18 protein-coding genes and 1 tRNA gene are annotated in these 22478 nt (G+C 65.7%); 6 read left to right on the top strand and 13 right to left on the bottom strand.

The window, feature by feature from the left end; translation table 11 throughout:
• Positions 1–19: 19 nt before the first annotated feature.
• From holB to NT151_06935, 10 genes are read right to left on the bottom strand one after another with little or no spacing between them, the layout of a single operon-like run.
• On the bottom strand, positions 20–1060 hold the full coding sequence (gene holB, locus NT151_06980) for a DNA polymerase III subunit delta' (GenBank protein MCX6538658.1): 1041 nt from the start codon (positions 1058–1060) through the stop codon (positions 20–22).
• A 40-nt stretch (positions 1061–1100) separates the two neighbouring features.
• Entirely contained in the window at positions 1101–3068 is a 1968-nt protein-coding gene (locus NT151_06975; GenBank protein ID MCX6538657.1) for a hypothetical protein, read from the bottom strand.
• Positions 3056–3574 (bottom strand): isoprenylcysteine carboxylmethyltransferase family protein, encoded by a 519-nt coding sequence (locus tag NT151_06970; protein ID MCX6538656.1) that lies wholly within the window; start codon positions 3572–3574, stop codon positions 3056–3058. Before NT151_06970 ends, NT151_06975 begins: the two co-directional genes overlap by 13 nt.
• Positions 3567–4583, bottom strand: coding sequence for a glycosyltransferase family 9 protein (locus NT151_06965; protein MCX6538655.1), 1017 nt, complete (start codon positions 4581–4583; stop codon positions 3567–3569). The genes NT151_06970 and NT151_06965 overlap by 8 nt, the downstream gene beginning before the upstream one ends.
• Positions 4584–5054 carry an adenylyltransferase/cytidyltransferase family protein gene (locus tag NT151_06960; protein ID MCX6538654.1) on the bottom strand — a complete coding sequence of 157 codons (471 nt, stop codon included), beginning with the start codon at positions 5052–5054 and terminating at the stop codon, positions 4584–4586.
• 6 nt (positions 5055–5060) lie between these two features.
• Positions 5061–5636 carry an HAD family hydrolase gene (locus tag NT151_06955; protein ID MCX6538653.1) on the bottom strand — a complete coding sequence of 192 codons (576 nt, stop codon included), beginning with the start codon at positions 5634–5636 and terminating at the stop codon, positions 5061–5063.
• On the bottom strand, positions 5636–6667 hold the full coding sequence (gene waaF / locus NT151_06950) for a lipopolysaccharide heptosyltransferase II (protein ID MCX6538652.1): 1032 nt from the start codon (positions 6665–6667) through the stop codon (positions 5636–5638). Before waaF ends, NT151_06955 begins: the two co-directional genes overlap by 1 nt.
• Positions 6664–7614 carry a lysophospholipid acyltransferase family protein gene (locus NT151_06945; GenBank protein MCX6538651.1) on the bottom strand — a complete coding sequence of 317 codons (951 nt, stop codon included), beginning with the start codon at positions 7612–7614 and terminating at the stop codon, positions 6664–6666. Before NT151_06945 ends, waaF begins: the two co-directional genes overlap by 4 nt.
• The gene (gene lpxK / locus NT151_06940; GenBank protein MCX6538650.1) at positions 7611–8660 is read right to left on the bottom strand and encodes a tetraacyldisaccharide 4'-kinase; all 1050 of its coding nucleotides are present in this window, start codon (positions 8658–8660) and stop codon (positions 7611–7613) included. Before lpxK ends, NT151_06945 begins: the two co-directional genes overlap by 4 nt.
• A gap of 11 nt (positions 8661–8671) precedes the next feature.
• Positions 8672–10012, bottom strand: a complete 1341-nt coding sequence (locus tag NT151_06935; GenBank protein MCX6538649.1) for a 3-deoxy-D-manno-octulosonic acid transferase — start codon at positions 10010–10012, stop codon at positions 8672–8674.
• Positions 10013–10095: 83 nt separating this feature from the next.
• Here NT151_06935 and gap point away from each other — a divergent pair, with 83 nt between their 5' ends.
• The 3 genes from gap to tpiA all read left to right on the top strand — a co-directional run bounded on the left by gap (position 10096) and on the right by tpiA (position 13371).
• The gene (gene gap / locus NT151_06930; protein MCX6538648.1) at positions 10096–11103 is read left to right on the top strand and encodes a type I glyceraldehyde-3-phosphate dehydrogenase; all 1008 of its coding nucleotides are present in this window, start codon (positions 10096–10098) and stop codon (positions 11101–11103) included.
• Positions 11104–11404: 301 nt separating this feature from the next.
• Positions 11405–12598, top strand: coding sequence for a phosphoglycerate kinase (locus NT151_06925; protein ID MCX6538647.1), 1194 nt, complete (start codon positions 11405–11407; stop codon positions 12596–12598).
• A 14-nt stretch (positions 12599–12612) separates the two neighbouring features.
• Complete coding sequence (tpiA, locus tag NT151_06920) at positions 12613–13371, top strand: triose-phosphate isomerase (GenBank protein ID MCX6538646.1); 759 nt, start codon at positions 12613–12615, stop codon at positions 13369–13371.
• A 136-nt stretch (positions 13372–13507) separates the two neighbouring features.
• Here tpiA and NT151_06915 read toward each other — a convergent pair whose 3' ends face one another.
• Positions 13508–14362 (bottom strand): fumarylacetoacetate hydrolase family protein, encoded by an 855-nt coding sequence (locus NT151_06915; protein MCX6538645.1) that lies wholly within the window; start codon positions 14360–14362, stop codon positions 13508–13510.
• Positions 14363–14626: 264 nt separating this feature from the next.
• Between NT151_06915 and secG the strand changes: the two genes are divergently transcribed.
• The 3 genes from secG to NT151_06900 all read left to right on the top strand — a co-directional run bounded on the left by secG (position 14627) and on the right by NT151_06900 (position 16116).
• Entirely contained in the window at positions 14627–14932 is a 306-nt protein-coding gene (gene secG / locus NT151_06910) for a preprotein translocase subunit SecG (protein ID MCX6538644.1), read from the top strand.
• A gap of 18 nt (positions 14933–14950) precedes the next feature.
• A tRNA-Leu gene (locus NT151_06905) sits at positions 14951–15037 on the top strand.
• Positions 15038–15372: 335 nt separating this feature from the next.
• Positions 15373–16116, top strand: a complete 744-nt coding sequence (locus tag NT151_06900; protein MCX6538643.1) for a cytidylate kinase-like family protein — start codon at positions 15373–15375, stop codon at positions 16114–16116.
• Between the two features lie 123 nt (positions 16117–16239).
• Here NT151_06900 and NT151_06895 read toward each other — a convergent pair whose 3' ends face one another.
• Positions 16240–19380, bottom strand: coding sequence for an efflux RND transporter permease subunit (locus tag NT151_06895; GenBank protein MCX6538642.1), 3141 nt, complete (start codon positions 19378–19380; stop codon positions 16240–16242).
• A gap of 8 nt (positions 19381–19388) precedes the next feature.
• Positions 19389–22475, bottom strand: coding sequence for an efflux RND transporter permease subunit (locus tag NT151_06890; protein MCX6538641.1), 3087 nt, complete (start codon positions 22473–22475; stop codon positions 19389–19391).
• Positions 22476–22478: the final 3 nt, after the last annotated feature.

Here is a 22478-nt window from a genome sequence, read left to right as displayed (position 1 = left end):
CCGCTCGAACCCCGCGACGCTACAGTTGGACCGCCAACCAGTCCACGACGATCTTCGGACTGGCATTGTGCCGTTCCACCGCAGCAAGCGATCGTCCGACGGCCGAAAACGCGCGCTCAAGCCTGGCCCGGTCGTAGTACCTCGTCAGGGATTCCAGTTCGCTCCTGATATCAAGGTTGACCAGTGCCTCATCGGACGCGCGTGCTGACAAAACCGTGACGTCCCGGATAATCGACGCCATCGCACTCAAACGGACCGCCAGCGCACCGCGGTCCGAGCTGGCTGGCGACTTGTCCCTGCCCTTCCGAGGCACCGCCTGCAACAGCGCGGCGCCCGCCGCCAGACGGGCACGCGGATCGCTCTCGCGTGAGACTTCCTGTAGCACGGCCACGGCGACGGCCCGTGCCTCGGTGGTCTCGCCCGATCCGGCTTCGAGCGCCTTGCGAAAACTGCCACCCGCCAGTGCCGCGGCGGCATTCGCGTCTCGATCGGTAAAGCCATGCCGCTCAACCAGCGCCCGGGCAATATCGTGCGGCGCGAGCGGCGCAAACCGGACCTGGCAGCAGCGGGACCGAATCGTCGCCAGCAGCGTGTCCGGCTGCGCCGTGACCAGCACCATGACAGTGCGCTGCGGCGGCTCTTCGAGCGTCTTCAGCAGGGCGTTCTGCGCGGTGTCGTTCATCTGATCAGCCTGGTCGATGACAACGACACGATAGCGACCTTCGAACGGTCGGTAGGTGACCTGCCCGACCACCTGGCGAACCGCCTCGACCTTGATCGCCTCGGTGTCTTCCGGCTCAATCAACACGACATCCGGGTGGATGCGCCGGGCGATCTTGCTGCAGGCCGGACAGATCCCACACGCATCACGCCTGCCGGTGGCTCCATCGGTGACCGGGGTCGGGCAATTGAGCGATTGGGCCACCGCCAGAGCGACCAGCCGCTTGCCGACGCCGTCTGGGCCGGAAAACACCAGGCTAGGCGGCAGCGCGTCAGCCCCAAGAGCCCGGGCGAGCAGCCCAATCTGGCGACGGTGTCCGACGATGTCACGAAAAGCCATGGCTGATGGAAAGTCAGAAGGATGCTACCACACGTGCCCGTCACACCAGCCAGCGGGCGCAGGTGGCCAGGGCACCGACGACACTGCCCAGCACGAGCAGCACAGCCGCCACACGCAGCAGGCCAGACCGCCTCCAGAGTTCGGCGGCCCCGAAGCCTCCAAGAAGCGCGACCGCACCCGAGGTCGACAGGTGGTAGCGCATCTCGACGGGCGTCCACATCCCGAGCAGGAAAAACAGCAGGAACATCCCGAGCCATCCCACCAGAACCAGGGTGAGCGGATCCCGTCGCCGGCTCCGACGAAGCTGCCACCCGCCGGCAAGGGCAAGCGCGAGGGTCGGCCAGCCAAAGCTGGTTCCGGCTTGCGTGACCGGCTGCACGAGACGCATCCAGAACGGCGGCGCCGCAGGGGCCGTGCCGGGGGCCACATCCCGCCTCTGCGTCGGATCAACAAGCACGAACGTGCGACTCGCGGGCAGGTTGCCTGTTTCCGCACGCACACGGTTGAGCTGGCCCAGGTAGATATCCGGAAAATGCCCATAGTAGACAACCACCGCCACGACGATCATTCCCGTCACCAACACGCCCGCCCACAGCGCTCGCCTTTTCAACACGCCGCTCCCCCACCACCATACGGCGGCGGAAGCGGCCAGCAGTGTCACCGACAAGGTGGCGAACGTGCTGAGGTGCGACAGCAACGCGACGACGATCAGCATGGCCACGGCGGGAACGGCCCAGAGGAACCTCGACCGCCGATCGATGAGCCAAACGAACGCACAGACGGCCACCGGCGCCATCGTCTCGCCAAACGCGTTGGGATGATTGGCCGACGCGACGACATCGAAAACGATCGGCACGGTGTTGAACAAGACGGCCGCGACCGCGCCTGCCAATCGGTCGTGCCACACGCGCGCCGTGATCAGGTACAGCGCGACGCCCGCCACCATCCACGTCGCGAGGACGATGACCCGCAGCAGCGACACGTGATCCATCAGCGACGCGAACGGGGCTGCTACCAGGTAAAGCCCAATGGCGTACGGAAACTTGTAGCCGCGTGGAGTCACCGACGTGAAGTAGTACTGCCCGGCCAGCACCCACTCGAATCGATGCGCCTGAAAGATGGCATCGACCACGTCCTTGGCGGGATGCAACAGCGCCAGGAGTTTGAGATAGAAGCTGGAGGCGGAAAAGAGCGCAACCGCCAGGCTCGGCGCGACGAAGTCCCGGCGTCGAATCAGTTGCCACGCAGCCAGGACGAGCAGCGGGCACCACGCCCAGGTGGCCATCCATCGCACGCGGACCGCGTATTCGCCGTAGGGAGCGAACTGCACCGTCAGGGGAAACGCCTGGAGGAGCGCAATCGCGATGCCCGCCAGGACGACGCCGGCGGCGCCCAGGCCCAGAAGTCCGGCGGCGGCTGCAAATGCGCCTGCGGCGAACGCGGCCGATACCAATACGGCCGCAGGCGGAAGCGGCCAGCGACCGGGGGCCGGCGCGCATGCCAGATGTCCGACGGCCACTCCAAGGTGCCGCCGATCCTGGTCGCCCGGAACAAATGACGCGGACGGGCGGATGGTCAGCATCAAACCCGCCACCTGTGGTCGGGCCGGGACGGTCACGAAGTAGTCCGCGAAGGTGTCGGTTGGCGTGACCCGTGACAAGACGATGCCGTCAGCCGAGAACGCGATCTCGGAGGGCATCGGCACGTGTAATGGCCGCATCCCACCCGTCAGGCGGATGGTACAGTTCCATTCGATGCGGCGATCAAGGCCGCGGAGCTGCAGGCTGCCCTGCTCGGCCGTCCAGGCGAACAACGTGTCACCGGCCAGTTCAGGCTCGGAGAATCCCGGCGTGAGGTCGGGAAGATACCGGCCCATGTCGAGCAACACGCCTGGCGCAGAGGCGTACCCGACCGCGACCGCCAGTACGCCGGCCAGGGCACCCACGGTCAGTCCGAGCAACGCGCCAGCCAGACGGGACTTCATCTGCGCACCGACTAGTTCAGCCACGCGGCCTTTGCGGCCAGCAGCACCATCGCCACGCCGAGACCGACGATCGCCCGCCATTCGCGGTTGCGCCACGCGCGGGCCAAGCTGAAAGGTCGATCGACGCTCGCGGCCCGGCCGCGGCAGTAGTCGTCGTACTCTTCACCAAACTGACGGCGGAGAAACGCCTCTTCGGTGCGAATCGCGGCCGTCAGGGTGACCCCCAGGTACACGGCCGTCACGATGGCGACCCACACACTGGCCGCCGCCACGCTGATCCCACACGCCATCACCGTCGAACCCACATAGAGCGGATGCCTCGAGAAGCGGTACGGACCAGAGCGTGTGACTTCGCGCCCCTTCTCGAGATGTCCGGCGGCCCACAGGCGAACGGCCTCACCCGCCGCCGCCACCAGCATCCCCCAGAGCAGGCTCGTCGGATTCGGGCGCGCCAGCACGATGGCGACCACGGCCGCGCCGAAACCGAGCGGCACTCTCAACCGCGCGAGGCGCAGCAGCACATCATCCACGGAACGTCACCTGGTGGCATCGCCGGTCGACCGCGTCAATCACCTCATCGACTCCAATGTCCTGCAGGCACGGCTGACTCCTTCGGCATCGCCGTTTATGATGACACTCACACTGTTCGAATCGCGAGAGCGTCACATCCGCCTGCGACCAGGGCCCGTTGCGCGCGGGATTGGTGGGCCCGAAGATGCCGACCGTCGGCGTTCCGAGGGCGGCCGCCAGCTGAAGCGGCCCGGTGTCGCCCCCGACAACGAGCGCCGCCGCTCGGGCCAGGGCCAGCACGTCGCCCAATCCGGTCGGCGGAGCAACGTGCGCCGCACCGTCGGACGCGGCGACGACGGCTTCGGCCAGACGTCCTTCTCCCGGACCCCAGAGCACCACCGACGGCCATCCCTCCTGCTCGGACAGATGCCGCGCAACCCGGCCGAATCGCTCGGGCGGCCACTGCTTGTTGGGCCAGCCGGCACCGGGATTGAGCACCGCAAACCGATCATCCTGGCCGATTCCGAGCACGCCACGCACCGCGTTGACGACAGCGGATGAGGGAACCGTCAGCGGGAATGTCCAGGACGTCGGCGTCACGCCCAGCACGCGCAACAATCCCACGTTCTTGGCGATGACGTGTCCGCCCGCGTCACTATCCGCCTGTGTCGTGTAGAACAGACGTGCGGCCCATTCACGAAGCAGCGGCGTCGCGAACCCCACGACCTCGCGTGCCCCCGACAATCGTGCCAGCGCGGCCGACTTGATGAGGCCCTGCAGATCGATCGCGGTGTCGTAATGCTCGCGCCGAAGCGATCGCACCACGCCCCCGAGCGACGCGCCCGGACTTCCGATCACGATCACGCGATTCACGACGGGGACGAAGTCGAGCAACGCGCGATACCGCGCGTCGACGAGCCAATCGATCCGCGACTCGGGCCACGCGTCCCGCAACGCCGCTACGGCAGGCAGGGCGTGAACCAGGTCACCGAGAGCGCCGAGCCGAACGATGAGAACGGAACGGGCCATTCAGTCTTGTTTCATGCGCGAGAGCAGGTCGCGCGTCGAGTGGTCTTTGGGATCGCCGACGATCGCGGTGCGTCCTCCGTACGACTGCACGACGGGCCGCTCGGGCACGGACTCGACGGTGTAGTCGGTGCCCTTGCAGTGCACGTCCGGGCGAAGGCGCAGCAGGACGTCAGTGACCGTGCGGCCGGAGAAGAGCACCACATAGTCGACGCCTCTGAGGGCCGCGACCAGTTCGGCACGATCGGCCTGGTTCATCACGGGCCGCCCCTCCCCCTTCAGCATCCGCACCGATTCATCGTCGTTGACGGCAACAACGAGCCGATCGGCCTCCGCCGCCGCGCCCTGCAGGTAGCGGATGTGCCCGACGTGGAGCAGGTCGAAGACGCCATTGGCGAGCGCGATGGTGCGGCCGGCCTTGCGGTCGGCGGTCATGAGCGGTTCGAGTTCGTCAAGCGAGACAATGCGGGCCATACAGGTTCAGGGTCGTGGGTGGGCCTGCAACCAGACCACGGCGTCGATGAGGTTTTCGCACACGGCGTCGGCCGACATGCCGGGCGGCGGCATGGTGGCCTCTGTCGCGCCATACCCGGTCTTGACGAGGATGCCGCGTCCGCCAACCGCGTGCGCCACGGCGAGGTCGCGCCAGCGATCGCCAACGACGACGGAGCGCCGGAGATCGATATTGAGTTCTTGTGCGGCGCGCACCGCCATCCCCGCCTTTGGTTTTCGGCACTCGCACTCGACCCGGTACTTCTCGACAACGGCCTCGGGTGAATGGGGACAATAGTAGTGACCATCGATGCGCGTCCCCCCCAGCCGTGCCCGCTCCGCGAGGTACCGCCCGGTCTCCTCGACGAAGTCCTCGCCGTAGAGTCCCTGCGCCACGCCCGCCTGGTTGGTGATGACGACGACGAGGTAACCCATCTGCTGTAACAGGCGGATCCCATCGACCGCGAAGGGAAACAGGACGAACCGGTCGAGGCGATCGATGTATCCGGCTTCTTCGTTCAACGTGCCGTCGCGATCGAGAAACGCGGCTGGGCGTGGCTGCATCACAACAGTTCTTTCACGGCACGAACGACCCTGTCGACCGTGATGCCGGACAGGCATCGATGGTCGAGCGGACATTCGCGCAACATGCACGGCCGGCACCATGCCGGCACCGTCAGCACCAGTGTGGCGCGGCGGCCGACCGGAGAAGTGGCGCGCTCGTTGGTGGGGCCAAACAGCGCCACCACGGGGACGCCCAGCGCGGCTGCCAGGTGCATCGCGCCCGAATCGTTCGAGACAAACGCCGCGCCAAGCGCGAGCACGCCGCACAACTGTCGCAGGTCGGTGCGACCCACCAGGTTGATGACCGCGCCCGGCGGCGACCGTCTGTTGATCTTACCGAGTTCCGCCTCGATTGCCATCGCCGTCGTCGAATCGGCCTCACCGCCAACAAGCGCGCAGGCGAGGCCATGGTCCTGCGTGAGCGCCACGATGACACTCGCGAATCGTTCCGGCGGCCAGCGTTTTGCCCCTCCGTAGGCCGCGCCGGGGGCGATGCCCACCAGGCGGCGATCGCCGGTCCACCCGCACCCAGCGAGCAGTCGCCGTGCCGATTCCACCGCGTCGGCCGGCGCCGTTAACTGCGGTTCACGCGGCCCATTCCCGAAGCCCAGTGCCGCGACAAGATGGCGATAGGCGTCAACCTGGTGGAGATCGGCCGGTGGTCTCGCAACCGCACGCGACAATAGCACTCGACGGAGGTTTCGGGCGTAGCCCGTTCGTTCCGCGATGCCGGCCCGAGCCGCCATCACCGCGACGTGCATCGAGTTGGGCAGCAGGATCGCCACGTCGGCCCCGGACGCTCGAATGGCTTGAATGTCCTGCCCGAGACGGCGAACGGCAGCGAAACCTCCGGTGCCCGCCAGCGTCACGACGCCGTCCACCCCGGAGACGAGGCTCATCAGCCCGGCGACGGCTGGCCTCGCAGCGACGAGCAACCGGCCCGTGGATGCGTGACGACGAATGTCCACGATGGCTGGCAATGCCATCACGGCGTCGCCCAGCCAATTGGGCGAAAAGACCATCGTCGTCATGTCTGATCGCCTCCGGTGTCCGGTTCAGTGCGCGGAAACATACCGGGGTCTGTCGCGTCGATGCCGTCCTCGTCGCGCCAGCGGCGATGCATCCACAGCCAGAGTTCGGGGTGGCGGCGCACGTACATCTCCAGCACGTCGGTGCATCGCTGGGTGAAGTCGAGAATGGCCTCCGGAGAATCGTCCTGAGGCGGATCCACCGGATGCTCGAACACCATACGATAGCGGCCCGGCGCGGTCGACATCGCGAACACGGGGATGACGGCGGCGCCGGTGCGCCTGGCCAGCATCGCGAGGGCCAGCGTCGTCGACGCGGGCCGATCGAAGAAATTGACCGTGACGGCGTCTGGAGCCTGGATGTGCTGGTCGATCAGGATGGCCACGCTCTGGTTCGACTGAAGCGCGCGCAGAACACGCCGGATCGCACCACGCCGGTAGATCGAGACGTTCCCGGTGCAGCCTCGAATCTGCTCGAGCAGCTTGTGGAGCGCTGGATTGTCGAGCGCACGCGCCAGCACTCCGATGGGCCGGTTGGAGGCCGCGGCATGCGCGATCGCCTGGATTTCCCAGTAGCCAAAATGCCCCGTGAAAAACAGCACGCCGCGTCCGGCGGCATAGGCGGCGTCGGCCCATCGCCCGCCCTCCCACTCGACGCGCGACAGCATCTGCTCGCGGGTGAGGCCGCTGAACTTCATCAACTCGAAGAGCAGACGCCCGAAGTGGACAAACACGCCGCGCACGATGGCGCGCTGGTCGGCAACGGCACGGTGCGGAAACGCCGCGGCGACGTTGGCGAGCGCAATCCGGCGATGGCGGCGATCGAACGCGTGGAAGAGGCGGCCGACGCCAGCCCCCATGGCTCGCGTCATGCGCCACGAACACCGGCGCGCCAGCCACATGGTGAGGCGCACGAGCCAGTACTCCAATCGGTACCTGAATCGCGTCATATGCGCGACTCCGCGGCCGAATCCGTGGAGCGACGCGTGCCAGGCTCGTGGCGCGCGTCAGCCAGTTTTGCTGATAGCCAGGATCGAAAGCGGTGCTCCGGCTCGATGCGCACGGTCAACGGCACCCAGATGACCGGCAGCGCCAGCGGCCGGAACGGCAAAAGTCGCATCAGATCCTTCTCGGTGGTCACGAGTGCCGCGGCACCCGCCGACTTCGCCGCACGCACGATGCGTGCGATATCGCGAACGTCGTACCGATGATGGTCCGCAAACGCCAGCGTCCCCACCAGCGACCATCCGTCACCCGATAAATCCTGAAAGAACCACTCGGGGCGCGCAATTCCCGCCACGGCGTAGACGGGAATGTTCCGTGAAGCCCGCACGGCAGCCGACAGCACATCGAGCCTCCGCGGCTCCTCCGCCACGCGCGTGATCCCGAATGTCGCCGCCACACCAAGACGTGCCCCGATCGGTTGCGCCGCGTCGGGCGACACGCCTGGCACCAGCACCGCGTCGGCGGCAGCGGCGGCAGACAGCGGCTCGCGCAGACGGCCGCCGGGCAGGGTTCGTGGGTCGGCGAGATCGTCCTCGCTGACAATCAGCAGATCAACATCGCGAGCGAGTGGCAAATGCTGAAACCCGTCATCGAGCACGTGCACGGTGGCACCCAGGTGCTGCTCGGCCACGACGCCGGCGAGATAACGATCCTGAGCGACCAGCACCGGAACGCCTTCAAGCGCGCGCGCCAGCATCAGCGGTTCGTCGCCGCTCGCGTCGAGATCCGCGTATATTCGATGGCCATCCGACACGACGACGACGCCATCCGGCGCGTGGCGCCTCGCGTACCCGCGGCTCAGAATCGATGGCCGCTCGCCCAGATCGACAAGCGTGCGCGCGATACACGCCACAGTTGGAGTCTTCCCGCTGCCGCCGACGCGCAGGTTGCCCACGCTCACCACCGGGCGGCGGAGATGGCGTTGTCGATCAGCACGCTGGTAGGCGCGCCGTCTGGCACGGGCGATCTGCGCGTACAGGGAATTCAACACAGCTTGATGCTTCAGCGTGCCGCCGGAAACGGCACGACATTGTCCGACGCCGCCGATGGCAAGGGCAACAGCGTCGCGATGGCCTCGAGGCTCCGATCCTTCGCGCCTCTGTTCGCCTCGACCAACGCCCGTGCCGCGTCGCCAAGTCGCTCCCGGCGGTCGCGGTTCGAGATCAGGTCGAGGAGCGTATCTTCCAGTTCGCGCGCGGAGTGGATCTGGATGGCGGCGTGGTGCTCCAGAAATGACCGCGCGATCTCCGCGAAATTCTGCATGTAGGGACCAAACACGATCGCCTTGCCATGGATGGCCGGCTCGAGGATGTTGTGCCCTCCGACGTCGACCAGGCTGCCGCCCACGAACACGACCGTCGCCGCCAGATACACATGCGCCAGCTCGCCAATCGTATCGAGGATCACGACGTCGGCCTTCGGTTCCTCGTCGATGGTCAGCGCCGATCGCCTGACGGTCCGGAACCCGGCCTGCCGCGCCGCCTGTTCAACCGCGTCGAAGTGCTCGGGCTTGCGGGGCGCAATCACGAGCAATGGATGGCGGGTCAGCGTGCGGATGCGCTCGAAGCATCCCAGCACGATCTCGCTTTCGCCGGGCATCGTGCTGCCAGCCACGACGACCGGTCGTCCCGCTGGCACCCGGAAGAAGCGCAGCACCCGTTCGGCGCCTCTGCCAAACGCCGCCGCGCCACCCGTCGCGTGCAGCGAATCGAACTTGAGGCTCCCCGTAATCGTGATGCGCCCGGCCGGTGCACCCAGTTCAATCAGCCGCCCGGCCGTCTCCTCGCCCTGCACGCAGAAACGGTCCACTAGCGCCAGCACACGCCTGAACAGCGGCCGCACGAGCCGGTACCGCGGGTACGACCGCGCCGAGATGCGGCCATTGATCACGATGGTCTTGACGCCGCGCTCGTGGCACGCGCGCAACAGGTTCGGCCAGAGTTCCGTTTCCATCATGACGAACAGGCGCGGCCGAAGAACCGTGAGCACCCGATTCACGATGAACGACAGGTCGAACGGAAAATAGAAGATGCCGTCGGCCATCTGGAAGCTACGGCGGGCCACCTCCTGGCCGGTCATCGTCGTCGTCGACACGAAGAGCCGAAGACCGGGATATCGCTCCTTGAGTTCGCCCGCGATGGCCCGCGCCGTGAGCGCCTCACCCACCGACACCGCGTGAATCCAGATCGAGCGGTCCCGGTCGAGATTGAGCGACAGCGGCAGGAAGCCCAGCCGCTCAGGCAGGCTGCCGATGTACTTCCGGTAGCGAATGGCCTGGTAGACAAAGTACGGCATCGCCACGACGAAGACGAGCAGGGTCGCCACGCTGTAGAACGCGTACATAAGCCGAACCAAGATACCACGCGTGTTTGACCCTGCCGCAACGCGTTCAGTACAATCAACTTTTGCACCCTTGGAGGCACGCGATGGCGATCAAAGTCGGAATCAACGGGTTTGGCCGGATCGGCCGCAATCTCGTCCGGGCGGCACTGGGAAATCGGGACATCGATTTTGTGGCGGTCAACGACATTACCGACACGAAGACGCTCGCGCACCTGCTGAAGTATGACTCGATCCTTGGCAACCTGACCGCGACGATCGAAGCCGGTGATGGCTGGATCAGTGTCAATGGCGACACGTTCAAGGTGCTGTCGCAGAAGGACCCGGCGCTGCTGCCGTGGAAGGACCTCGGCGTGGATGTCGTCTTCGAGTCGACCGGCTTGTTCACGAAGCATGACGATGCCACCAAGCACGTGGCCGGCGGGGCGAAGCGCGTGATCATCACGGCGCCGGCAACCGGCCCGGACGGCTCCTTCGTGATGGGTGTTAACCACGAGCAGTACGACCCGGCCAAGCACGTGGTCATCTCGAACGCGTCGTGCACGACCAACTGCCTGGCGCCCGTCGCGAAGGTGCTGCACGAACGTTTCGGCATCAGGAAAGGCTGGATGACCACCATCCACTCCTACACCAACGACCAGCGGTTGCTCGACCTGCCGCACAAAGACCTGCGGCGGGCACGCGCGGCGGCGCTGTCGATGATTCCGACGACGACGGGAGCCGCCAAGGCCGTCGGCGAAGTGCTGCCCGCGCTGAAGGGCAAGCTGGACGGGTTCTCGATGCGCGTGCCGACGCCGAATGTGTCGGTAGTCGACCTGTCCGCGCTGCTCGAGAAGAAGACGACCGCCGACGAAGTGAACGCGGCGTTCCGCGCCGCGGCGGCCGGACCACTCAAGGGCATCCTCGCGGTTGAGGATGCGCCGCTCGTGTCGATCGACTTCCGCGGCAATCCGAATTCCTCCATCGTCGACTCGGCGTACACCAAGGTGATGGACGGCGACTTCGTAAAGATCCTCTCGTGGTACGACAACGAGTGGGGCTACTCAAAGCGGTGCATCGACCTGTTGATGTACATGGCGAGCCGAGGGATATAGCGGGATTCGGGGTTTGGGGTTCGGGGTTTGGGCGGAGCTGCACAGAGCCTTGATGCCGGCGGGAAGGCGGCTTCCGGAGCGGCCCCTCGAACCAAGCCGACAGCGTCAGTTCGCAAAACGTGCCGGGAGGGCCAAGACAAGCTGGGGGATAGGGGCCCCGTTCGTAAGGTCGGCAACATGTCCTGGCAAGGCATGTTTTGCCGGCTTGTGTGAGCGGGGACGCGGAGGAACCGCTGTCCCGCTGGCACGGGGCTCTCGGGAGAACCCAGAGAAGCGGTGTTCGGGATTCGGGGTGTGTCATATGGCGAAGCTATCCATCCGTGATCTCGACCTCCAGGGCAAGCGTGTCTTCATCCGCGTCGACTTCAATGTGCCCATCAAGGAAGGGCGCATCAAGGATGACACGCGCATCCGAGCGTCGTTGCCGACCATCACCTACGCGCTCGAGCATGGCGCGACCGTGATTCTGGCGTCACATCTTGGCCGGCCCAAGGGAGGGCCGAGCCCGGAGTTCAGTCTGAAGCCTGTTGGTGAGCACCTGGCGACGCTCCTCGGCCGCGCCGTCACGTTCGCCGACGACTGTGTGGGTGAGCCGGCCCGCCAGGCGATCGCGCAGGCCCAGGCCGCAGGCAATCGCGTCGTGCTGCTGGAGAATGTCCGGTTCCACCCGCAGGAGGAGAAGAACGACCCCGCATTCGCGAAGCAACTGGCGGAGTTGGCGGACACTTACGTGAACGACGCTTTTGGTTCGAGCCATCGCGCGCACGCGTCGACCGAAGGGATGGCCCGGTTGATGCCGCGAGCCGCCGCGGGCTTCCTGATGGAAGACGAACTTAAGTACCTTGGCCACGCCCTCGAATCGCCGGAGCGCCCGTTTGTCGCGATCCTCGGTGGAGCAAAGGTCTCGGACAAGATCGAGGTCATCGAGAACTTCCTTGGTCGCGTGGACGCGCTGCTCATCGGCGGCGCGATGGCGTACACCTTCTTCAAGGCCCAGGGGCTGCCGGTCGGCAAGTCGCTGGTCGAGGACGACAAGCTCGATGCCGCTCGGGAGATTGTGAAACGCGCAGCCGAGATGAAGATCCTGCTCGAGTTGCCGGTGGATCACGTCGTGGCCGCGAAGATCGCGGCGGGGGTGGCGACCGAGACGCTGAATGTGACCGATGCGGCCATCGGCGATCGGATGGGTCTGGATATCGGGCCGAAGACTGTGGAGCGCTACACAGGCCTGATCAAGACGGCGAAGACCGTGGTGTGGAACGGCCCGATGGGGGTGTTCGAAACGAGCCCGTTTGATGCCGGCACGACGGCGGTCGCCAGGGCAGTGGCCGGGGTGAACGGCACGACCATCATCGGCGGCGGCGATTCCGTATCGGCCGTCGCGAAGGCGGGCGTCACCGACCGCATCACGCACATCTCGACGGGCGGCGGCGCGTCGCTCGAGTTCCTTGGCGGGCGCAAGTTACCCGGCGTGGAGGCGCTCACGGATCGGTAAGAAAGATTATCCTTATGCGTATTCCTTTCGTCGCGGCCAACTTCAAGATGTTCAAAACCGTCGGCGAGACGGTCGCCTACCTCCACGAACTCCGGGCACTGGTCAGCGGCGTCACCGACGCGGAGATCGTCGTGGCGCCGCCGTTCCCCGCGATCCAGGCCGCCGCCGACGCGGCGCGCAACAGCCGGATCGGCATTGCCGCCCAGGATCTGTACTGGGAACGCGAAGGCGCGTTTACCGGCGAGGTCAGCGCCGGGATGATCAAGGACGCTGGCGCGGGCTACGTGATCATCGGCCACTCGGAGCGCCGGCGGCTCTTTGGTGACACCGGCGAGACCGTGCACAAGAAACTGCTGGCTGCGCTGGCAGCCGACCTGACCGCCATCGTATGCATTGGCGAGACGCTCGAGGAACGGGACGCCAATCGCACGACCGAGGTCCTCGACCGGCAGCTTGACGAGGCGCTTGGCGGCCTCAAGCCCCCGCAGGTGGCCGCACTGGTCATCGCGTATGAGCCCGTCTGGGCTATCGGCACCGGACGCAACGCGACGCCGCAGCAGGCGGGCGACGCCCACGCCCACATTCGCGGATGGCTCCGCGACCGGTTCACGCCGGAGAGCGCGGACCAGTGCCACATCCTCTATGGAGGCAGCGTCAAGCCCGACAACATCCGGGAGTTGATGGCCCTACCCGATGTGGACGGCGCGCTGGTCGGCGGGGCCAGCCTCAAGGCTCAGTCGTTTTTCGACATCATCTCCGGATGCCGCCAGTAATTGGGGTCTGACTCCAACTCCGCCTTTCCCGAGCCCCCGGGCGCAATGAATCGCGCCCCTACAACCCTCGATTCGTCATTCCGGCGAAAGCCGGAATCCAGCCAGCCACGCGAAGCGGGGCCAGGCCCCAGTTTCCTCACACCGAGGGCTTGACCTCCTGCCGAGAACTGCCGAGGCCGTCGATGCCCAACTCCACGACGTCGCCGGCCTTGAGGTAGATCGGAGGCTTGAAGCCGAGGCCCACGCCGGCGGGCGTGCCCGTGCTGATGACGTCTCCAGGCAACAGCGTCATGAACTCACTGATGTAGGCCACGAGAAACGGCACATCGAACACCATGTTGGCGGTGGTGCCCTTCTGGCGGACCTCGCCGTTGACGTGCAGCCACATGTCCAGTTTCATCGGGTCAGGCATTTCGTGGCGGGTTGCGATAAACGGCCCAAGCGGCGCGAACGTATCGGCGCTCTTGCCTTTGACCCACTGACCGCCGCGCTCCAGCTGGAACGCGCGCTCCGAGTAATCGTTGTGCAGCGCGTAGCCGGCAACGTAGTCCATCGCGTTGACGGGATCGACGTAGCGGGCCGTGCGCTCGATCACGACGGCGAGTTCCACTTCCCAATCGACCTTCGTGGCGCCGCGCGGAATGATAAGCGGATCGTTGGGCCCGCAGAGCGCCGTGGTGGACTTGAAGAACAGCACCGGTTCTTTCGGCAGCTCCATGCCGCTTTCCGCCGCGTGGTCCCGGTAGTTCAGGCCGATACAGATGATCTTGCTGGGACGCGCGAGCGGGGCGCCAAGCCGCACGGTCGAATCCACGCGCGGACAGGACGCGTCCTTCTGGGCCAGCCACTTGCGGAGTGCCGCGATGCCGCCGCCACCGAAGAACGCTTCGTCATAATCGGCGCCGAAGGCCGTGACATCGATACGCGTGCCGTCGGACAGTTGAACGCCCGGCCGCTCCTTGCCCGGATGGCCGAATCGAATCAGTTTCATTGCGCGAGTACTCCCCCGTCAATCGGAAACGCTCGAAAGTATGGTCGAACTGGAGGGGGAACTCAACGGACAGGATTGACAGGCCCCCTGGGATCGCCACGCTCCAGCGTGGCCGTAACGCGAGCCGGGCTGGAGCCCGGCGGTCCCAGGAAATTCGTCGACTGCGCGGCCGTTCTGAGTTATTAGGCCCCGATCCCCGGCGAATTCGTGTTCGAGACTCACGGCCGGGCCATCCTTGGGTATAATAGTTGGATGCTGTATTACGTGTTGATCACTCTGTACGTGCTGGTATGTCTGTTCCTGCTGGTGGTCGTGCTGCTGCAGCAGGGCCGCGCGGGCGACATCGCGGCGGCGTTCGGAGGCAGCAGCAGCCAGACAGCGTTTGGCGCACGGTCCGGCGCGACGTTGCTCACGCGAGCGACGGCCGTGATGGCGGTGCTGTTCATGGCCGGCTCGCTCGCCCTGGCCATTTTCTGGCAGAAGGGTTCGGGCACGGCGCTGAGCGGCATCAAGCTGCCGGCTGGTCAGAGCGCGCCCGCGGCCCCGCCGCCGGCGCCCGTCAAGAAGTAAAGTACGGTAGCCCTCCTCGCGGAAGTGGCGGAACTGGCAGACGCACCAGCTTGAGGGGCTGGCACTCGCAAGAGTGTGGGGGTTCGAATCCCCCCTTCCGCACCAGCCTTCGCTCGACCTCGGCTTGCCATACTCCTCGGTCGAGCTTCGGCTGGGCAAGCCAGCTAGTCGCGAAGGCTGTCCCGCCGTAGTGGCGGGAAGTAGCGTGCCACCTGGACCGCGACGGAGGCGGACCATCGCCTAGCCAATCCTCCGTCTCGTTCCGGCCAATTCGGGGGTAGCCGAGCCGATTAGCCCCGGAGAGGTTCGCAGGAACGTGAAGAGCCCTCAGCCGTCCCACGTGCCAAGATTTGCCCCTCAAACCCCTGACCTCCCCATGTCCGCCGTCGTGCTACATTTTGCTCAGCAACGGTCTACACGGGCGGCGGACGGAGGACACCATGACCAAGTCCCAAGATTCCCTCCTCCCAAGCGTCGAGCGGCGCCTTTCCGCGTGGATCTCCGTCAAGGACAAACGCAAGGACGCCGAAGCGCCGCCGCCGGGCGCGACCATCACCATCTCGCGCAAGTACGGCTGCGAGGCGTTTCCTCTGGCCCTGCGGCTCAAGGAACTGCTCGACGCCGCCTGCGAGGAACCCTGGATCATCTACGACAAGGCGCTCCTTGAGCGGGTGAGCCAAGCCGAGCACCTCTCCATGGAGTTCCTCGAGGACCTGGGGTCGTCCAGGCGCGCCGACGACTCCCTGGGTTTCGTGTTCCCTGGTCACGTCACGCACGACGAGGCCTTCCGCCGCCTGGCGTGGCACCTGGTGCAGATCGCCGGGGCTGGCAACGCGATCATCGTCGGCCGCGGAGGCGCCATCCTGACCCGGCACCTCAAGAACTGCTATCACTTCCGTCTCGATGCGAGCGACGCGTTCTGCGTCTCCTCGACGGCTCAGCGCCTGAAGATCTCCGAGAAGGAGGCCGCCGAGATGCTGCGGGAGTACCACCAGAAGCGCGACGCATTCATCGAAAGCTACCTGCGCGCGTCGGTCCGTGACTTGACGCATTATCACGCCGTGTACAACCGGGACCGCAGCGGGCTCGAAGAGATCGCCGCCGGCATCGTTTCGTTCGTGGAGAGAAGCTGGGGGGACAAAACCTGCTTCAAGGCGGGCACCCTCGCCGCCGTCGCGACGTGACGGCGGAGGTCTTTGGGGTTGCCGATTCCGATGCCAGCGTTGCGCTCGAGCGACTGGCTGCCACCGGCAGCGGATTCGGCGGTACGCGACACCAGCGCGCCACCGAGGCTGACGCAGGCCTGCCTATTCCCCCACCACGACGGACTGCGCCTGCGGAACCGTCCGACCGCGCCTCAGCCAGGTCTGCAACTGCGCCATGTAGGTGAAGAAGACCGGCGTGAGATAGAGCGTCACGATCTGCGAGAACGCCAACCCGCCGACGACGACCAGGCCGAGCGGGCGCCGGGCTTCTCCGCCCGCCCCGTATCCCACCGCGATCGGCACCGCGCCCAGAGCCGCGGCCATCGTGGTCATCATGATCGGGCGGAACCGGATCAGGCACCCTCGATAGATCGCCTCCTCCGACGACAGCCCGTTCCGCTCGGCTTCCAGCGCGAAATCGATCTGCATGATGGCATTCTTTTCGACGATGCCGATCAGCATGATCATGCCGACAAAGGCGTAGATGTTCAGATCCATGTGGAAGAGGATCAGGGTGAGCAGGGCGCCGAAGGCAGCTGAGGGCAGGCCTGACAGAATCGTCAGCGGGTGGATGTAGCTCTCGTAGAGGATGCCGAGCACGATATACACGACGAGCACGGCGATGACGAGCAGCACGGCGAGGTTCGAGAGCGCACCCTGGAACGCGGCGGCCGCACCTTGGAACTGACCCGTGACGCCGTCGGGCACGGTGTCCAGCGTCACCTGCCGCACCCGGCTCAGCACGTCGCCGAGCGACGCGCCCGGCGCGATCCCGAACGACACGGTGACGGCCGGCAACTGACCGTAGTGGTTCACGGTCTGCGGGCCGACCTGCTGCGTCAGTGTCGCCAGCGTGTCGAGCGGGACCACCGGACTGTTCACCCCACCGCCCTTGAAGTAGAGCAGCGAGAGGGCGCTCGGGTCCTGCTGGAACTCGGGCGCCAGCTCGAGCAGGACCTTGTACTCGTTGACCGACCCGTAGATCGTCGAGACCCAGCGCGGACCGTACGCGTCGTAGAACGCGTTTTCGATCTGGTTGGCGGTCACGCCGAGCGCCGCGGCCTTGTCGCGATCGATCTCGACGCTGACCTGCGGGCTGCTCACCTGAAGGTCGCTCGTCACGTCCTGGAGGCCGGGAAGCGCCGCCAGCGCCGATCGCAGCGTGCGGGCGGCGGCGTACAGCGCGTTCTTGTCGGGCGACTGCATCGAGAATTGGTACAGGCTCTTGCTGACCTGGGCGCCGATGCGAATGGTCGGCGGATTCTGCATGAAGACGTGCATGCCGACGACCTGATCGACCTGCGGTCGCAGCTTCTCGATGAGCTCGCCGACCGAGAGCCTCCGCTCGTTATGCGGCTTCAGCGTCACCACGATCTGCCCGAGGTTCGGCCCGCCCAGCGCCATCGAGGCGCTGCCGCCGATTGTCGACACCAGCCCCTCGACATTGGGGTCACGCCTGATGATGTCGGCGACGCGGTCCTGGTACTCGACGAGCTTGCCATAGGACGTGCCTTGCGCGGCCTCCGTGACGACGGCGATCTGGGAGGCGTCCTGGTCTGGAATGAAGCCCTTGGGCACGACGACGAAGAGGATGCCTGTCGACACGAGCATCACGACGAAGGCGACCATGGTCGCCGCACGATGCCGCATGACGATCTGCAGCGTCCGGTCGTAGCCATTGAGCCACGACTTGAACGCGCGCTCGGTCACCTCATAGAAACGCGGGCGTCCCCCGTCCTCGCCGCGCGTGCGCGGCTTCTTCAGGAAACGGCTGCAGAGCATCGGCGTCAAGGTCACCGACACCACGCCGGAGATGAGAATCGCGACGCAGATGGTGACCGAGAACTCGCGGAACAGCCGACCGAGCACCCCGCCCATGAAGAGCACGGGAATGAAGACGGCCGCCAGCGAGAGCGTCATCGACACGATCGTGAAGCCGATTTCGCGGGCTCCGACAAACGACGCCTCGAGCGGCTCCTGGCCCATCTCGACGTGCCGATAGATGTTCTCCAGCATCACGATCGCATCGTCCACGACGAACCCGACCGAGAGGATGAGCGCCATCATCGACAGGTTGTCGAGGCTGTAGTTCAGGAAGTACATCACCGAGAAGGTGCCGATGATCGAAAACGGCAGCGCGAGGCTCGGAATCGCCGTCGCCCGGACGTTCCGCAGGAACACGAAGATGACCAGGATCACCAGCGCCAGGGTCAGCCCCATCGTGAACTGCACGTCGCGATACGACTCCCGGATCGTGTTGGCGCGGTCGTACAGCATGTTCATGTGAACGCTGGCGGGCAGTTCGGCGCGCAGCCGCGGCAAGAGCTCTTTGACGGCGTCTGAGACCGCAATCGTATTGGTCCCGGGCTGGCGCTGAATCCCCAGCGTGATGGCGCTTTGCTTGAGGTCGGACGTGTAGTACCACGACCCCGTGCGCTGGTCCTCGACCCCGTCGACGATCGCGCCGAGCTGCTCGAGCCGGACGGGCGAGTTGTTCCGGTACGAGATAATCTGGTTCCGGTACTGGTCGGCGTTCATCAGCTGTCCGCTCGCCTGCAGCGTGAACACCTGGTGCGGGCCGATGATCGATCCGGTCGGGACGTTGACGTTCCAATTCCGAAGCGCCGCTTCGACCTCGTTGATCCCGATCTGGCGTGCCGCCAGCGCGTAGGGATCGAGCTGCGCGTGCATGGCGTACTTCTGGCCGCCGAGCACCTGCACCTGCGCGACGCCGCTGACCTGCGAGATCCGCTGCGCGATCCGCGTTTCGGCGTATTCGTCGAGGGTCCACGGCGGGAGCGTCGTCGAGGTGACGACCAGATACAGGATGGGCTGGTCGGCCGGATTGACCTTGGTGAAGACCGGCGGCGTCGGCATGCCCTGCGGGAGCAGGCGCGAGGCCTGCGTGATGGCGCCCTGCACATCGACCGCCGCGCCGTCCAGGCTCCGGTCCAGCGCGAATTCGAGCGTGATCTGCGTCGAGCCGAGCGAGTTCACCGAGGTCATCTGCTCGAGCCCGGAGATGGTCGAGAACTGGTTTTCGAGCGGCGTCGCCACCGACGCGCCCATCGTCTCCGGATTGGCGCCGGGCAACTGCGCCGTGACGAGCAGCGTCGGGAAGTCGACGTTGGGCAGGTCGCTGACCGGCAACGCCCGATACGCCACCAGGCCGAACAGGGCGATCGCGGCCATGAGCAGACTGGTCGCGATGGGCCGTTTGATGAATCCTTCAGAGATGTTCACGAATCCCCTTAGCCACGCGCGGCGGAGGCGCTGGTCGCCTGAATTCTGCTCGTTTTGACCCAGGTGGCCATGTAGGTATACACGACCGGTGTGAGATAGAGCGTGATGACCTGCGAGACGATCAGGCCGCCGACCACCGCAATCCCCAGCGGCCGCCGCGCCTCGCCACCGGCGCCGAATCCAAGCGCGATCGGCAGCGCGCCGAGCAGCGTGGCCATGGTCGTCATCATGATCGGGCGGAATCGGACGATGCAGCCCTGGTAGATGGCGTCGGTCGGCGTCATCTCCTGCTGGCGCTCGGCCTCGAGCGCGAAGTCGATCTGCATGATCGCGTTCTTCATCACCAGACCGATGAGCAGGATGAGACCCACATACGAGTAGATGTTCAGCTCGTTGCCGAACAGCCACAGTGTCAGCAGGCCGCCGAGGGCCGCCGACGGGAGGCCGGAGAGAATCGTGATCGGGTGGATATAGCTCTCGTAGAGCATGCCGAGGACGATGTACACCACGCCGATCGCGATGAAGAACAGGAGGTTGAGATTGGCCAGCGACGACTGAAACACCTTGGCCGACCCCTGGAAGCTCGTCGTCACCGTGGCCGGCAGCACCTGGCGGGAGACTTGGTTGATCTGGTCGATGGCGGTGCCCAGCGACACGCCCGGCTTCAGCGAGAACGAGATATTCACGGCCGGCAGCTGACCGAAGTGATTGACGCTCTGCGGCCCTACGTCTTCCTTGATGTTGATCACCTCTTCGAGCGGGACCAGCGCGCCCTGCGGGGTCCTGAACGAGATTTTCCTCAGCGACTCGGGCCGTTCCTGATATTTCGGATCCAGCTCCAGCAGCACGCGGTACTGGGTCCGATCGCCATAGATGGTGCCGACCAGCTTCTGGCCGAAGCCGTCGGAGAGCGTCTGCGTGATCTGCGTCGCGTTCAGGTCGATGGCTGCCGCCTTGTCCCGATCGATGGTCATGTTCACGCGCGGACTCTTCATCTCCATGTTGTCCGACACGTCCTGGATCGAGGATAGTTCGCCGATGGCCTGCTCCAGTCGCGGTGCCCACTCGTAGAGCTCGTCGTAGTTGAGGCTCTGGACGTTGACGTTGAAGCTGCTGTTGCCCCGGAAGCCGCCAATCTGGAGCGAGGCCGGCACGTTGACGAAGGCGCGGAACCCCGGGAAGCGGCCGAGGGGTCCCCGGAGCTGCTGCGCGATCTGCTGCGCCGTCATGTTCCGGGTGGCGCGCGGCGTCAATTGGATGTTGAACCCGCCGCCGGGGCCGCCGCCGCCCGCGTTGGCCATCTGCGCAACGACAAACGGGTTCGGCCGGATCACGTCGGCGATCTGCCGGACGTATCCGACCTGTTCGTAGAACGAGGTGCCCTGCGCCGCCTGGACCATGACGCTCAACGAGTCGTTGTCCGTGTCAGGGATGAATCCCTTCGGGACAATCCCGAACATTTCTACGCTGGCGCCGAGCACGGCCACGAACACGCCGAGCATCGCGAGCCGGTGCCGGAGGACCAGCCTCAGGCTCCGTCCGTACGCCGAGCGCAGCCGATCGAACCACCGATCCATGAACCCCGCGAACCCGCGTTTGGTCAGGACCACGCGCAGGAACCGGCTGCAGAGCATCGGCGTGAGCGTGATCGAGACAATGCCGGAGATGAGCACCGTGCTCGTGATGGTCACCGCAAACTCGCGGAAGAGCCGGCCGAGGATGCCGCCCATGAACAGGAGCGGGATGAACACCGCCGCCAGCGAGACGGTCATCGTCACGATCGTGAAGGCAATCTCCCTGGAGCCCGATAGCGCCGCGTGCAACGGAGACTCGCCGGCCTCCATGTGGCGGACGGCGTTCTCGAGCATCACAATCGCATCGTCCACGACGAATCCGACCGAAAGGATGAGCGCCATCATCGACAGATTGTCGAGGCTGTAGTGCAGCATCTGCATGACGGCGAAGGTGCCCAGAATCGAGAACGGCAGCGCCAGCGCCGGGATGAGCGTCGCCGAGGCGTTGTGAAGGAACAGATAGATGACGCCGACCACCAGAATGAGCGTGATGAGCATCGTCACGCGGATGTCCCTGAATGCCGCCCGGATGTTCACCGAACGATCCTGGCGGATCACGATGTGCACCGAGGGCGGCAACTGGCTCTGGAGCTCCGGCAGCACGGCACGAACCGCGTCGGCCACCTCGATCACGTTGGTGCCAGGCTGTTTCAACACCTCGAGGGTGATGGAGCGCTGATAGGCGTCCTTCGTGATGTACCACGCCCGCTGCGTGACGCTCTGGACGCTGTCGATCACGTTGGCGACCTGATTCAGCCGTACGGCCCGGCCGTTGCGGTACGAGACGACAATTCGCCCGAATTCGTCGGCGTTGTTGAGCTGCCCCTTGGCCGCGATGCTGTAAGTGGCCAGTGGCCCGAACAGCTGTCCGGTGGGTTGCGTCACATTCCAATTCTGCAGGGCGGTGTCGATTTCGTTGATGCCTATCTTCTGCGCCTGCAGCCTGTCGGGATCCACCTGGACCCGCACGGCATACTTCGCGGCGCCCTGCACGTTGACCTGGGCGACTCCGGTCACCGTGGAAATGCGCGGGGCCAGGACGTCTTCCGCGTACTCGTCGACCGTCGTCATGTCGAGGGTATCGGAGGTCAGGTTGATCTGCAGGATCGGCTGATCGGCCGGGTTCTGCTTGCGGAACGAAGGTGGCGCCGTCAATGTGGGCGGCAGCAGGGGCATCGCTGCAGCGATGGCCGTCTGCACGTCGGTAACCGCGCTCTCGATGTCGCGGTTCAGGTCGAAGGTCAGCGTGACGGAGCTACTGCCCGTGCCACTACGCGAGGTCATCTCGTCGATGCCCGCGATCGTCGTGAACTGTCTTTCGAGCGGGCTGGCGACCGCCGCCGCCATCGTGACCGGGTCGCCGCCGGGCAGGCTGGCCTGCACGCTGATCGTTGGATACTCTACGGTCGGCAAGTCGCTGATCGGCAACTCTCGGTACGCCACGACGCCGAACAGGGCGATCGCAGCCATCAGCAGGCTGGTGGCGATCGGACGCCGGATGAACGTTTCGGAGATATTCACGGC

This window comes from Acidobacteriota bacterium (genome assembly GCA_026393675.1).
In the GTDB taxonomy this organism is placed as follows: domain Bacteria; phylum Acidobacteriota; class Vicinamibacteria; order Vicinamibacterales; family JAKQTR01; genus JBAXOX01.
The sequence above is the reverse complement of the archived record's forward strand: the minus strand, read 5'-3'. Positions and strand labels throughout refer to the sequence as shown.

What these genes read in the sequence shown, in the direction of transcription:
- holB (MCX6538658.1), bottom strand. Translation starts at nt 1,060, where the DNA reads ATGGCTTTTCGTGACATCGTCGGACACCGTCGCCAGATTGGGCTGCTC.
- NT151_06965 (MCX6538655.1), bottom strand. Translation starts at nt 4,583, where the DNA reads ATGGCCCGTTCCGTTCTCATCGTTCGGCTCGGCGCTCTCGGTGACCTG.
- NT151_06960 (MCX6538654.1), bottom strand. Translation starts at nt 5,054, where the DNA reads ATGGCCCGCATTGTCTCGCTTGACGAACTCGAACCGCTCATGACCGCC.
- NT151_06955 (MCX6538653.1), bottom strand. Translation starts at nt 5,636, where the DNA reads ATGCAGCCACGCCCAGCCGCGTTTCTCGATCGCGACGGCACGTTGAAC.
- waaF (MCX6538652.1), bottom strand. Translation starts at nt 6,667, where the DNA reads ATGACGACGATGGTCTTTTCGCCCAATTGGCTGGGCGACGCCGTGATG.
- NT151_06945 (MCX6538651.1), bottom strand. Translation starts at nt 7,614, where the DNA reads ATGACGCGATTCAGGTACCGATTGGAGTACTGGCTCGTGCGCCTCACC.
- NT151_06935 (MCX6538649.1), bottom strand. Translation starts at nt 10,012, where the DNA reads ATGTACGCGTTCTACAGCGTGGCGACCCTGCTCGTCTTCGTCGTGGCG.
- gap (MCX6538648.1), top strand. Translation starts at nt 10,096, where the DNA reads ATGGCGATCAAAGTCGGAATCAACGGGTTTGGCCGGATCGGCCGCAAT.
- NT151_06925 (MCX6538647.1), top strand. Translation starts at nt 11,405, where the DNA reads ATGGCGAAGCTATCCATCCGTGATCTCGACCTCCAGGGCAAGCGTGTC.
- tpiA (MCX6538646.1), top strand. Translation starts at nt 12,613, where the DNA reads ATGCGTATTCCTTTCGTCGCGGCCAACTTCAAGATGTTCAAAACCGTC.
- NT151_06915 (MCX6538645.1), bottom strand. Translation starts at nt 14,362, where the DNA reads ATGAAACTGATTCGATTCGGCCATCCGGGCAAGGAGCGGCCGGGCGTT.
- NT151_06900 (MCX6538643.1), top strand. Translation starts at nt 15,373, where the DNA reads ATGACCAAGTCCCAAGATTCCCTCCTCCCAAGCGTCGAGCGGCGCCTT.